Genomic DNA, 13,262 nt, shown 5'->3' on the forward strand with positions numbered 1-13,262 from the left:
GGTGGCATCCCGAAGCTAGAGGCGCGGATTGAACTGGCAGCGTCCCCCTAATTAACTTTCCGGGGGGATCCGGTAGAGCAGTTCTGGACGGCCCACCGCTCCGTACTGCGGCATCCGGACCGCCACCCCCAGCTCCACCAGGTGTTCCAGGTATCTGCGGGCGGTCACCCTGGAGACCCCGGCAGCCGTCCCCACGGCCTGCGCCGACATCCCCGCGGGCCGGCCGCGCAGCTCGGCGGCGACCAGGTCGAGGGTGTCGCGGGCCATCCCTTTCGGCAGCTCGGAGCGGCCGCGCAGGGTGCCGAGCACCCGGTCCACGTCGCCCTGGCCGACGATCTCGCCGGCCTCCTCCTTGAACCGGGCATAGCCGGTCAACTTCTCGTTGAGTGTCGCGAAGGTGAACGGCTTGAGCAGGTACTGGGAGATGCCCAGCGACACGGCCCTGCGCACCATGGCCAGATCGCGCGCGGAGGTGACCGCGATCACGTCGCACAGCAGCCCGCCCGCCCGTACGGCCCGGCAGACCTCCAGCCCGTGCATGTCGGGCAGGTACAGGTCGAGCAGGATGAGATCGACCGGCGTGCGCCGCAGGAACCGCAGCGCCTCCCCGCCCGAGCGCACCACGCCCGCCACCTCGAAGCCCGGCACCCGGTTCACGTAGATGCGGTTGGCCTCGGCGGTGATCTCCTCGTCCTCGACCACCAGCACCGAGATCATCGGACCGGCTCCGCCACGGGCTGGGGCACGGGCAGCCGTACGGTGAACACCGAGCCGTCCACCTCGATCGTGCCGCCCAGCCGCCGCACCGCCTGCCCGACCAGCGCGAGCCCCAGCCCGTGCCCGTCGCCCTTGGTGGTCCAGCCCTTCCGGAACGCGTCGGGCGCGATCAGGCCGGGCCCGTCGTCGGCCACCCGGATGAGGAAGCCGTCACGGCCGCCCCGCAGCAGCACCTCGACCCGGGTGGCCGCGTCGATCGCGTTGTCGATGAGGTTGCCGACGATGGTCACCAGCTCTCCGGGGTCGAGGCCGAGGTCGTCCAGGTCGCTGTCGTGGCTGATCACCAGCTCGCTGCCGCGCTCGGCCGCCTCGGCGCTCTTGCCCAGTAGCAGCGCGGCCAGGATCGGCTCGCGTACCGCGCCCATCACTCGGTCGGTGAGCTCCTGCGCCGCCCGCAGCTCGGCGGTGCCGAACGCCACCGCCTGCTCGGTACGGCCCAGCTCCACCAGCGTGATGACCGTGTGCAGCTTGTTGGCGGACTCATGGGCGGCCGACCGGAGCGAGTCGGCGAAGCCGCGCTCGGCGTTCAGCTGCCCGGCCAGCGCCTGCAGCTCGGTGTGATCCCGGACGGTCACCACGGTGCCGAGCCTGCTGGCCGCTCCGTTGACGGCCAGCACCCGGTCGCCGACCAGGTGCACGCGCTCCTGATCCGTGTCGAACAGCCCCGACAGGCCCAGCTCGTCCAGGTGCCGCCCTTCGGCGTCGGCGGGCAGGTCGAGCAGTTGCCGCGCGGCGTCGTTGCAGAGCGTCAGCGTGCCGTCCCTGCCGACCAGCAGCAGCCCCTCCCGTACGGCGTGCAGGACCGCGTCGTGATGCTCGTGGATGCGGCCCAGCTCGACCGGGCCGAGCCCGTGCGTCTGCCTGCGGAGCCGGGCGGTCACCAGCCAGGTGCCGACGGCGCCGAGGGCGAGCCCGAGCAGGGCGATGAGCCCGGTCCAGACGAGCTGGCCGCGCAGCCTGGCGCTCACTCGGTCGACCTTGATGCCCGCGCTGACCAGCGCCCGTATCGGGCCGTTCGGGCCGCCCGCGTGGACCGGGGCGACCGCCCGCACGGACGGGCCGAGCGTGCCGGTGTAGGTCTCCGTGAACGTCTCGCCGCGCAGCGCGCGGTCGATGTGGCCGAGGAACCGCTTGCCGATCTCCGCCCGGTTGGGGTGCGTGTAGCGGGTGCCGTCGGGCTTCATGATGGTGACGAAGTCGACGCCCGACTCGGCTTCCACCCGGTCGGCGTACGGCTGCAGCCGCGTGGTGGGCGACGGCTCGTCCAGGGCGGCCAGCACGTCGGGCGAGGCCGCCACGGCGGCCGCCGCCGACCTGGCCGCGCCCGCCGCCTCGGCGGTGACGAGCTGGTCCGCCAGCACGGAGACGAGCGTGGCGGCGCCCACCAGCGTGACGGTGACCACCAGCAGTTGCAGGAGCAACATCTGCCCTGCCAGGCTCCAGCGGCGCATCGTGGACCTCTCAATGAACGAAACTTACGCAATAGTGACCTGGATCACCACGGACCGCATAGTCGCATGGTTAGGACTTTCACTCATAGCGACCGGAGACCCTCCATGCGTGATCGCACTCGCTATCTCTACCTGGCCGTCATCGCGGCGGTCCTGCTCGGCATCCTGGTGGGATTCGTCTGGCCGGACGTCGGCCAGGCGCTCAAGCCGCTCGGCACCGGCTTCGTCAACCTGATCAAGATGATGATCAGCCCGATCATCTTCTGCACGATCGTGCTCGGCATCGGTTCGGTCACCAAGGCGGCCAAGGTCGGCAAGGTCGGCGGGCTCACCATCGGCTACTTCCTCATCATGTCCACGGTAGCCCTCATCATCGGGCTGCTGGTCGGCAACCTCATCGACCCGGGCTCGGGGCTGCACCTCACCGACGCCGCCAAGAAGGTCGCCGAGGGCGAGGCGGCCAAGGGGGGCGCCACCGATTCGGTCGACTTCGTGCTCGGCATCATCCCCACCACGGTGGTGTCGGCGTTCACCGAGGGTCAGACGCTGCAGACGCTCCTGGTCGCGCTGCTCACCGGATTCGGGCTGCAGGCCATCGGGCCCAAGGCCGCGCCGATCCTGACGGCCATCGAGCACATCCAGCGGCTGGTGTTCCGCATCCTCGCCATGATCATGTGGGCGGCGCCGGTCGGCGCGTTCGGCGCCATCGCCGCGGTCGTCGGCGCCACCGGCCTCGACGCACTCAAGAGCCTGGCCATCATCATGATCGCCTTCTACACCACCTGTGTGCTGTTCGTCGGGCTGGTGCTCGGCCCGCTGCTCTGGGGGGTGGCCAAGATCGGCCTGTGGCCGCTGTTCCGCTATCTGGGCCGCGAGTTCCTGCTGATCCTGTCCACGTCGTCGTCCGAGGCCGCGCTGCCGAGGCTGATCGCCAAGATGGAGCACCTCGGCGTGAGCCGTACCGTGGCGGGCATCACGGTGCCCACCGGCTACTCCTTCAACCTCGACGGCACCGCGATCTACCTGACCATGTCCACGCTGTTCATCGCCTCCGCCAGCGGGTCGCCGCTGCGCTTCGGCGAGCAGCTCGCGCTGCTGGGGTTCATGATGATCGCCTCGAAGGGCGCGGCGGGCGTGACCGGCTCCGGCATCGCCACGCTGGCCGGCGGCCTGCAGTCGCACCGGCCCGAGCTGGTCGACGGTGTCGGCCTCATCGTCGGCATCGACCGCTTCATGTCCGAGGCCCGGGCGCTGACGAACTTCGCGGGCAACGCGATCGGCACCGTGCTCGTCGCCACCTGGACGGGCGAGTTCGACAAGGCGCGGGCGGCCGAGGTGCTCGCCGGCAACGTGCCGTTCGACGAGGCGACGTTGCTGGACGAGGACGTGCGACCCGAACCGCCCGCGGCGGACGAGCAACGGGAGATGACGACGGTCTAGGGCTTGCGGCCGATACCCGCGTAGCCCATCCGCGCCATCTCCTCATCGAGGAACTGCGTCTCCTGGGGGTCGTTGAACGGCCAGCCGATCTCCGGCCCCAGGCCGCTCGCCAGCCCCGGCGGGATCAGCTCGAAGTCACCGAAGAACCGGGCGATCTCCGTGCCGGGGCGCGGGCAGAACGGCGCGTTCGCCTTCTGGTAGAACTCGCTGATCTTGGCCACCCGCTCCGGCACGACGTCGTTGCCGACATGCGAGATGGCCAGATAGCTGCCCGGCGCCAGCGCGTCGCGGTAGGTGGCCACGAACTCCTGCGGCTCGTCCTCGTCGGGCACCAGGTGCAGGAAGAACATCATGAGCACCGCGACCGGCCGGTCGAAGTCCAGCACGGACAGCACCTCGGGATGCCCGAGGATCTTCTCCGGCTCGCGGCCGTCGGCCAGCACCATGGTGACCTTCTCCGGGTCGGCCAGCAGGGCGCGGCCGTGCGCGGCGACCACGGGGTCGTTGTCGACGTACACCACGCGCGCGTCCGGCGCGAACCGGTGGGCGACCTCGTGCACGTTCTCCGCGGCCGGGAGACCGGATCCCAGATCGAGGAACTGGGTGACGCCCTGACGGCAGAGGTATTCGACCACTCGCCCGATGAACTTGCGGTTCTGCCTCGTGCCCTCTCTGACCTCGGGTAACACGCTCATGACCAGTTCGGCGAGCTCCCGGTCGGCCTTGAAGTTGTCCTTGCCACCAAGGAAGTAGTCGTACATCCGCGCCGCGTTGGGGATGTGCGGGTCCACACCTTGCGGCGCTTGTTCCGTCATGTCCCCATGATCCCGGACAAAGGGCACGTAAATCCACCGGTTCATGTCACAAGGCGAACGACGGTAGGTGGATCGTGTCACACGGCAGGCAGCCGCAGGACGAAGCGGGCGCCGCCGCGGTACTCCTCGGCGCGGATCTCGCCGCGATGCGCCACCGCGACGTCGCGCGCGATGGCCAGGCCCAGACCGGTGCCGCCGGCGTCGCGGCTGCGGGCCGCGTCCAGCCGGGTGAAGCGGTCGAAGATGCACTCGCGGTCCGTCGGCGCGATCTCCACGCCGTCGTTCTCCACGGACACGACGGCCATGTCCCCGCATCTGGTGACGACCACCCTGACGATGCTCTCGGCATGCCTCTGGGCGTTGTCCAGCAGGTTCGTCAGCACCCGGGCCAGCTGCATCCGTACCCCGTCCACCACGACGCCCTCGTCCAGCGCCAGCTTGACGGGCAGCGGGTCCTCGCGGCACGACAGCTCGTCGCGGACCAGGGCCGCGAGGTCCACCCGCTCCTTCACCACGTCCACACGCGAGCCGATCCTGGCCAGCAGCAGCAGGTCGGTGATGATCGCTTCGAGCCGGTCGGTGTCGCGCAGCGCGCTGTCCACCAGGGCGACGAAGTCGGTGTCCTCCGGGTAGAGCTGGGCGCTCTCCAACTGCGCGCGCAGCCCGGCGATGGGGGTGCGCAGCTCGTGCGAGGCGTCGGAGGCGAAGCGGCGCTGCTGGCACGCGGAACGTTCCATACGGGCCAGCGTGCCGTTGACGGACCGCGCGAGCTCGGCGACCTCGTCGTCCCCCGGCGGCTGGGTCACCCGGCGGCTCAGGTCGCTGGCGTTGACCTCGTCGAGCTCGGCCCGCATCGCGCCCACCGGTTGCAGGGCCCGGCCCATGGTCAGCCAGGTCGTCCAGGTGGCCAGGGCCATGAGCATGACGATCTGGGTGAACACCACGGTCTCCAGGAGCCGCAGGTCCAGGAGGCCCGGCGTGGTGCGCCCGGCGTACACGACGTTCGAACTCGGCGCCGGCGACACGCGTACGGCCGTCAGATGGATGCACATCCTCGGGATGCAGTTCGTGGTGCTGATGACCCGGTTGTCGGGCGTGGGCCAGACGTCGCTCAGCCGCGGCAGGTTGCGGGCCGCGTCGCTCGTCCCGATCACCTGACCGCCCGGGGCCACGACCTGGATCAGGTCGACGTACGGGTCGGGCAGCGGCATCGCCGCGCCCAGGGGGAGGTCGCCACCGCGTGACTCGACCGCCACCTGTTCGGCGGCGTCCCTGGTCTCCTCCCACACGTGGGCCTCGATCACGGACCTGGCCACGACGACGCTGCCGACCCCCGCGGGAATCAGTACCGAGGCCGCCACGGCGGCCGCCACGAACGTGACGCGGCCACGCAGGGACCTCGCCCAGACGCGTGACATTAAACGAGGCTACTAACGGTAAGTACCGCGATGAGGCGATCAAAGGGAAAATTTCCCCCATGGTCCACCCGCGCGGGCCGTACAGCCCGCACAGCCCGCGAAGGCCGTACGGGCCGCAGCCGGCCTCAGCGCTGGAGCCACACCGTGGTGTCGGGCGGGAGGGTGCCGTCGGCGGTGAGCGGGCCACTCGACAGCAGCACCTCGCCGGTCACCTCCACCGGCTCGTCGCCGGTGTTCAGGACGACGACCAGGCCGGGCGAGCGCTCGATGGCCAGCACGTCCTTGGGGGAGTCGAGCCAGGCCAGCGTGCCGCCGCCGAGCGCCGGGTGGGCCTTGCGCAGGCGCAGCGCGGCCCGGTAGAGGTTCAGCGTGGAGGCGGGGTCGTCGTGCTGGGCCTCGGCCGACAGCGGCGCCCACGACTCGGGGATCGGCAGCCACGGGTCCCGCCAGCCGAAGCCGGGAGCGGTGGTCCACGGGATCGGCACTCGGCAGCCGTCGCGGCTCTCGCCGCTGCGCAGGAACGCCGGGTCCTGCCGCAGCTCGTCCGGCAGGTCGAGCACCTCGGGCAGGCCGAGCTCCTCGCCGTTGTAGAGGTAGGCCGAGCCGGGCAGCGCCAGCATGAGCAGCGTGGCCGCCTTGGCCCGGGCCAGGCCGCCGTGCCGGGTGACGTGCCGGGGCTTGTCGTGGTTGGACAGCACCCAGGTGGTCGGCGCGCCGACCAGCTCCGCCTCGGCCAGCGCCTTCTCGATGACCGCGCGGAAGGACTTGGCGTGGAAGTCGGCCAGCAGGAAGTCGAAGTTGAACGCCTGGTGCAGCTCGTCGGGGCCGACGTAGCGGGCCAGCCGCTCGGGCGAGGACACCCACGCCTCGGCGACGGCCATCCGCCCGCCGGGGTAGGAGTCGAGGATCGGCCGCCACTCGCGGTAGATCTCGTGCACGCCGTCCTGGTCGAAGTACGGCACGCGCTCGTCGCCGAGCATCTCGGCCTGGCGGCCCTCCTTCGGCCCCACGTCGGGCAGCCCGGCGGCCTTGACCATGCCGTGCGCCACGTCGACGCGGAAGCCGTCCACCCCGCGGTCCAGCCAGAACCGCAGGATGTCGCGGAACTCGGCCCGCACCTCCGGGTGCTCCCAGTTGAGGTCGGGCTGTTCGGGGGCGAAGAGGTGGAGATACCACTGCCCGTCGGCGACCTGTGTCCAGGCGGGCCCGCCGAAGATGGACTCCCAGTCGTTGGGCCGGTCCCGGAAGATGTAGCGGTCGCGCAGCCCCGCCTGGAACCACGGGTGCCGGTCGGAGGAGTGGTTCGGGACCAGGTCCACGATCACCCTGATGCCCAGCTCGTGCGCGTCGTCGATCAGCCCGTCGAGGTCGGCCAGCGTGCCGAACATCGGGTCCACGTCACGGTAGTCGGCCACGTCGTAGCCGCCGTCGGCCATCGGCGAGGTGTAGAAGGGGCTCAACCAGATGGCGTCCACGCCCAGCTCGCCGAGGTAGCCGAGGCGCTCGCGCACGCCCGGCAGGTCCCCGATGCCGTCGCCGTTGGCGTCGGCGAAGCTGCGTGGGTACACCTGGTAAACGACGGCGTCCCGCCACCAATCGTCGTTGCCGAGCATTGCGGTCCTCCGGGGGAAATGTCCGTGATGTCTGGTGCAGGATGGCCTGCGTGGTTCTGTGGGGTCAAGCGTAAGTTGCGGAAAGTTGCAGATAACACCGTACTTCTCCCAGGAGACCAGGTGGCGAGGTCAAGGGAGCATCCAGCGCATCTGGATCAGGTAACGCTCTTTCGCAAGTTCTTCCAATTCTTGCAAAGACTCGCTAACGTCCCGGAAATATAAGCCGCGAAAGCGGTCAATAGCTCCCTCCGGACCTCAGGAGGTCCCATGCGCAAGCGAGCCCTGGGTGTGGCCGCTCTCACGTCCCTGGCATTAGCCGCCACGGCGTGCGGCGGTTCGCAGCCCGGCACCCCCTCCGCCGCCCCCAGCGGCTCCGCCACCTCGGCCTCGGCCCCCGCCGCCAAGGGCGGCGGCAAGCTCGTGATCTGGGCCGACCCCAACCGGGTCAAGGCGCTCAAGCCCTTCGCCGATCAGTTCGGCACCGAGAACGGCGTGACCGTCGAGGTGAAGGAGATCAGCAAGGACAACCAGCAGACCTTCTTGACCGCCTCTCAGCAGGGCAGCGGCCCGGACATCATGGTCGGCGCGCACGACTGGATCGGCAACCTGGTGCAGAACGGCGCCATCGACCCGGTCAACCTCACCGACGCGCAGAAGGCGGCGTTCCCGGAGATCGCCATGAAGGCGGTCACCTTCGACGGGCAGGTGATGGCCGCGCCGTACGCGGTGGAGAACATCGCGCTGATCCGCAACACCAAGCTCGCGCCCGAGGCCCCCGCGACGCTGGAGGACCTGGTCAAGCAGGGCAAGGCGCTCAAGGCCGCGGGCAAGGTCAAGGAGGTGCTCTGCCTGCCGGTGGCGCAGAAGGGCGACGCCTTCCACGTCTACCCGCTCTTCGCGGCGGGCGGCGGCTCGCTGTTCGGCACCACCGCCTCCGGCGACCCGGACCCGAAGAAGGTGCTGCTCGGCTCGCCCGACTCGGTCAAGGCGTTCGGCAAGCTGAAGGAGCTGGGGGAGAAGGGTGACGGCGCGCTCAAGACGTCGATCACCAACGAGAACTACGTCGCGAGCTTCGCGGGCGGCAAGTGCGCGTTCCTGATCTCCGGCCCCTGGGCCATGGGCGACGTGAAGAAGGGCGGCATTAGCTACGACATCACGCCCGTCCCGTCGTTCAAGGACGGCAAGCCCGCCACGCCGTTCGTCGGCGTCCAGTCGTTCTTCGTGGCCTCCAAGGGCAAGAACAAGACCCTCGCGCAGGAGTTCGTCGCCAACTACGTGACCAACAAGGACGTGGCCAAGGCCCTGTACGCGGCCGACCCGCGACCCCCGGCGCTGACCGAGGCGCTGCAGGAGGTCGGCGCGACCGACCCCGACGCCGGCAAGTTCATGGACGCGGGCAAGAACGGCCTGCCGATGCCGGCCATCCCCGAGATGCAGGCGGTCTGGGAGCCGTTCGGCATCGCCGAGGCGGCGGTGGTCAAGGGCGGCGACCCGGCCAAGGCCGCGGCGGCCGCGCAGAAGGCCATCGACACCTCGCTCAAGAACTGACGCCATGACCCTGGACGTGCGTGAGGCCACGGGGGCTCATGCTCCCCCGCGGCCCCGCCGCGAGATCACCACGGCTTTCCTGGTGAGCAGGATCGCGGTGCTCGCGGTGGCGGCGGCGCTCCTGGTGTACGCGGCGCCGCCCCTGGTGGCGGCCGGGTCGTGGCCCGCCCTGGCGATCCTCGGCGGCGCCACCGCGGTGATCGCCTACCTCTACCTGACCCGCCGGTTCATCCCAGCCAAATACCTGATCCCCGGCACCCTCTTCCTGATCGCCTTCCAGGTCTTCCCGGTCCTCTACACGGTGAGCACGGCGTTCACGAACTTCGGCGACGGCCACCGCGGCGACAAGACGGCGGCCATCACGGCGATCGAGACGGGCTCCGTGCGGCAGGCGCCCGGTTCGCCCGAGTACAGCCTGACCAGCGCGCTGAAGGGCGACAAGCTGGTCTTCCTCCTGGTGGACCCGGCGACCAAGCAGGTCCAGTCGGGCGACCAGGCCGGGCTCGCACCTGTGAGCGGCGCCCAGGTGGGCGTGACGGGCAAGGTGCTGAAGGCGCCCGGCTTCACCGTGCTGACGGCCCCGCAGGCGGCGGCCAGGGCGCAGCAGATCGCGGCGCTGGCCGTACCGACCCGGGGCGGGCTGATCAAGGCGAACGGGCTGAGCCGCGCGGTCGAGGGGCGGGCGGCGCTCGTCTACGACGCGCGCTGCGACTGCGTCCAGGGCGAGGGCGACCGGTGGACGGCCGACGAGGGGCAGGGCTATTTCGTCAACGCCAAGGGCGCGCACCTCGCGCAGGGCTGGCAGGTCAGCGTCGGCTTCGCGAACTTTGCCCGGGTGCTGACGAACCCCACGATCTCCGGCTACTTCATCGGTGTCTTCGGGTGGAACGTGGTGTTCGCGCTGGTGTCCGTGGCGTCCACGTTCGCGCTCGGCATGGCGGTGGCGCTGGCCCTGCACCACCCGCGCATGCGCGGCACCCGCGTCTACCGGATCGCGCTGATCCTGCCCTACGCGATGCCCTCCTTCGCGATGCTGCTGGTCTGGCGGGACATGTTCAACCGCGACTTCGGGCTGGTCAACCAGCTCTTCGGGCTGGACGTCGACTGGATGGGGCAGCCGTCCACCGCCCGGCTGGCGGTCATCCTGGTCAACCTGTGGCTGGGCTTCCCGTACATGTTCCTGGTGACCACGGGCGCGCTCCAGGCGATCCCGCGCGAGCTGACCGAGGCCGCCTCCATCGACGGGGCGACGCCGTGGCACGGCTTCCGCAAGGTGACGTTGCCGCTGCTGCTGGTGGCGCTCACGCCGCTGCTGATCTCGTCGTTCGCCTTCAACTTCAACAACTTCAACGCGATCGCGCTGACCAGCGAGGGCGGCCCGTTCCCGGCGGAGAGCCCGCAGGTGGGGGCCACCGACCTGCTGATCACCTACACCTTCCGGCTGGCGTTCGGCACCTATGGCGCGCAGTTCGGCTTCGCCGCCTCGATCTCGGTGTTCATCTTCGCGATCGTGGCGCTCATCTCCGTGGTGGCCTTCCGCCGGACCCGCAAGCAGGAGGAGGTCTACGCATGAGACTCGCGCTGCGGCACGTGTTCGTGCTGGTGGTGTGCGCGTTCGCGGTGTTCCCGATCCTGTTCGTGATCTCCGCGGCGATCAACCCGCTGGGCACGCTGGCCTCCACCGACCTGCTGCCGACCGGGGCCAGCCTCGGGAACTTCGCCGATCTGTTCACCTCCGACCGGTATCCGTTCGCCAGGTGGTTCCTCAACTCGACGTTCATCGCGCTGTCGTCGTCGTTCGCCAGCCTGCTGCTGTCGATGTTCGCCGCCTACGCCTTCAGCCGGATGCGGTTCCGCGGGCGCCGGGTCGGGCTGCTGGCGCTGCTGCTCATCCAGATGTTCCCGCAGTTCCTGGCCATCGTGACGATCTTCATGATCTTCACCAGGGTGACCGAGCTCTACCCGGCGTTCGGGTTCAACACCGTGTGGGGGCTCATGCTGCTCTACCTGGGCGGCGCGCTGGGCGTGAACACCTGGCTGATGAAGGGTTTCCTCGACACCGTCCCCAAGGAGCTGGACGAGGCGGCCACCGTCGACGGGGCCACGCACGCGCAGATCTTCTGGCGGGTCATCATGCCGCTGGTCACGCCGATCCTGGCGGTCACGGCGCTGCTGGCCTTCATCGGCACGATGAGTGAGTTCATCATGGCCAACGTCTTCCTGCGCGATCCGGAGAGCAAGACGCTGGCCGTGGGCATGTACGGGATGATCGCGGGGGACCAGCGGAACGCCAACTTCGGCATGTTCGCCGCGGCCACGCTGCTCACCGCCGTACCCACCGTCGGCGTGTTCCTATGGCTGCAGAAGTACATCGTCTCCGGGCTCACGGCCGGAGCCGTCAAGGGATAGGTCTCATTGCGCTTCCTCGGCGAGCCGCATCACGACGGCTCCGCTCTGTACGTCTCCACCCAGGCGCCGTCACCCGGCTCGACGGTGACGGTCCGGGTGCGGGCGCCCCTGTCCGCCGCGATCACCGGCGTGCACGTGCGTACGGTCCGCGACGGCGAACCCCGCTTCACCGCCGCGTCGGCCGCCACCCCCGGCGCTCTGGGTGGGTACGGCGAGACCGACGTCTGGTGGCAGGCGGACATCGTCGCCGCCAACCCGGTCACCCCCTACCGGTTCCTCCTGCACACCACGGGCGGACAGGCGTGGCTGACCGCGGCCGGGCTCGTCACGCACGACGTCACCGACGCCACCGACTTCCGGCTGGTCTGCCACGAGCCGCCGCCCCCGTGGCTGGCCGACGCGATCGTCTACCAGATCTTCCCTGACCGTTTCGCCAGGTCCAGGCCGATGCGGGAGCTGCCGGACTGGGCGCTGCCGCGCGACTGGGACCGCGATCCGGTCATCCCGTCGGGCCCCGGCACGTCCCGGCAGTTCTACGGCGGCGACCTCGACGGCATCGTCCAGCGGCTGGACCACGTACAGGCGCTCGGCGTGGACACCGTCTACCTGACGCCGATCTTCCCCGCCCGCTCCAACCACCGCTACGACGCCGCCGACTTCGACCGGGTCGACCCGCTGCTCGGCGGCGACGAGGCGCTGGGCCGGCTGGCAGGCGCGCTGCACGCGCGCGGCATGCGGCTGATCGGCGACATCACCACGAACCACTGCGGCCGCACGCACCCCTGGTTCACCGCCGCGCTGTCCGACGCGGGCGCGCCCGAGCGGGAGATGTTCTACTTCGATCCCGGCACCGGCGACTACGAGTCCTGGTACGGGGTCAAGTCGCTGCCCAAGCTCAACTGGAGCAGCGACCTGGTGCGTGACCGGATGCCGGCCGTACTGAAGAAGTGGCTGGGCCCGCTCGATGGCTGGCGCGTCGACGTCGCGAACATGACCGGCCGGCGCGGCCCCGACGACCACAACCACGAGATCGCCGCCCTGCTGCGGCGGGAGATCGGCCCCGGCGCGGCGCTCATCGCCGAACACTGCCACGACGCCGCACCCGACCTGGACCGCGACGGCTGGCACGGCACCATGAACTACGGCGGCTTCACCCGGCCCGTGTGGGCCTGGCTGCGCTCGCCCGAGCTGGACCTGGCGAACTTCCTCGGCGTGCCCGGCGGCGTGCCGTCGCGTGACGGGCTCCAGACCCACGCGACGTTCCGCACGTTCGCCGCCCACCTGTCGTGGCGCTCACAGGCGAACTCATGGCAGCTCCTCGACTCGCACGACTCGCCGCGCATCCGCACCGTGACCGGCTCGGCCGACCGCCACCTCGTCGCGCTCGGGCTGCAGGCCACGCTGCCGGGCACGCCGATGGTGTTCGCGGGTAGCGAGTACGGCCTGACGGGCGTGAACGGCGAGCACTCGCGCACCCCGATGCCGTGGGACCGCCCCGCCGACCAGGACCTCGAGACGCTGGCCGCCTACCGGGAGTTGCTCGGGCTGCGCCGGGCCGAGCCCGCGCTGCGCCACGGCGGGCTGCGGTGGTTGCATGCCGATGCGGACTGCCTGGTCTTTCTCCGGGAAACCGCCGCAGAGTCACTGCTAGTGTGCGCGCGTAGGGCGCCGGGCCGTGCCCTGCCGCTGCCCACCCGGGCGGCGGGTGTTTATAACGCTTCTGACACCGATGTGTTGCCAGGTGATGGCCCTTCGCTCCGTGTCTGGCGCCTCACGAGCTGACGCGCTAGC

Annotated in this window: 10 protein-coding genes; 5 read left to right on the forward strand and 5 right to left on the reverse strand. The window is 70.2% G+C overall.

Translation table 11 applies throughout. The features are described 5' to 3' along the window. Positions 1-51: 51 nt before the first annotated feature. Positions 52-717: a response regulator gene (locus tag AB0B91_RS30085; RefSeq protein ID WP_358326646.1), complete on the reverse strand. Its 666-nt coding sequence runs from the start codon at positions 715-717 to the stop codon at positions 52-54. Next, positions 714-2,228 carry an ATP-binding protein gene (locus AB0B91_RS30090; RefSeq protein WP_358326649.1) on the reverse strand — a complete coding sequence of 505 codons (1,515 nt, stop codon included), beginning with the start codon at positions 2,226-2,228 and terminating at the stop codon, positions 714-716. Before AB0B91_RS30090 ends, AB0B91_RS30085 begins: the two co-directional genes overlap by 4 nt. Before the next feature lie 105 nt (positions 2,229-2,333). On the opposite strand from AB0B91_RS30090, the gene AB0B91_RS30095 reads away from it, so the two are divergent. Beyond that, positions 2,334-3,668: a cation:dicarboxylase symporter family transporter gene (locus AB0B91_RS30095; protein WP_358326652.1), complete on the forward strand. Its 1,335-nt coding sequence runs from the start codon at positions 2,334-2,336 to the stop codon at positions 3,666-3,668. On the opposite strand, the gene AB0B91_RS30100 is transcribed toward AB0B91_RS30095, so the two are convergent. The 3 genes from AB0B91_RS30100 to AB0B91_RS30110 all read right to left on the reverse strand — a co-directional run bounded on the left by AB0B91_RS30100 (position 3,665) and on the right by AB0B91_RS30110 (position 7,514). Then, on the reverse strand, positions 3,665-4,483 hold the full coding sequence (locus tag AB0B91_RS30100) for an SAM-dependent methyltransferase (RefSeq protein WP_358326655.1): 819 nt from the start codon (positions 4,481-4,483) through the stop codon (positions 3,665-3,667). The two genes, AB0B91_RS30095 and AB0B91_RS30100, sit on opposite strands and share 4 nt — an antisense overlap. Positions 4,484-4,560: 77 nt before the next feature. Then, complete coding sequence (locus AB0B91_RS30105; protein ID WP_358326658.1) at positions 4,561-5,901, reverse strand: HAMP domain-containing sensor histidine kinase; 1,341 nt, start codon at positions 5,899-5,901, stop codon at positions 4,561-4,563. A 125-nt stretch (positions 5,902-6,026) separates the two neighbouring features. Continuing rightward, the gene (locus tag AB0B91_RS30110) at positions 6,027-7,514 is read right to left on the reverse strand and encodes a glycoside hydrolase family 13 protein (RefSeq protein ID WP_358326661.1); all 1,488 of its coding nucleotides are present in this window, start codon (positions 7,512-7,514) and stop codon (positions 6,027-6,029) included. Positions 7,515-7,781: 267 nt separating this feature from the next. Between AB0B91_RS30110 and AB0B91_RS30115 the strand changes: the two genes are divergently transcribed. The 4 genes from AB0B91_RS30115 to AB0B91_RS30130 are packed head-to-tail and all read left to right on the forward strand — an operon-like array spanning position 7,782 to position 13,253. Continuing rightward, positions 7,782-9,062 carry a maltose ABC transporter substrate-binding protein gene (locus AB0B91_RS30115; RefSeq protein ID WP_358326664.1) on the forward strand — a complete coding sequence of 427 codons (1,281 nt, stop codon included), beginning with the start codon at positions 7,782-7,784 and terminating at the stop codon, positions 9,060-9,062. A 4-nt stretch (positions 9,063-9,066) separates the two neighbouring features. Next, the gene (locus AB0B91_RS30120; protein WP_358326666.1) at positions 9,067-10,635 is read left to right on the forward strand and encodes an ABC transporter permease subunit; all 1,569 of its coding nucleotides are present in this window, start codon (positions 9,067-9,069) and stop codon (positions 10,633-10,635) included. Next, positions 10,632-11,471, forward strand: coding sequence for a sugar ABC transporter permease (locus AB0B91_RS30125; protein WP_358326669.1), 840 nt, complete (start codon positions 10,632-10,634; stop codon positions 11,469-11,471). Before AB0B91_RS30120 ends, AB0B91_RS30125 begins: the two co-directional genes overlap by 4 nt. Before the next feature lie 6 nt (positions 11,472-11,477). Next, a complete protein-coding gene (locus AB0B91_RS30130; RefSeq protein ID WP_358326671.1) occupies positions 11,478-13,253 on the forward strand; it encodes a glycoside hydrolase family 13 protein in 1,776 nt (591 codons plus the stop codon). Positions 13,254-13,262: the final 9 nt, after the last annotated feature.

The sequence above is a fragment of the Nonomuraea sp. NPDC049141 genome, assembly GCF_040648415.1.
Classification (GTDB): Bacteria; Actinomycetota; Actinomycetes; order Streptosporangiales; family Streptosporangiaceae; genus Nonomuraea.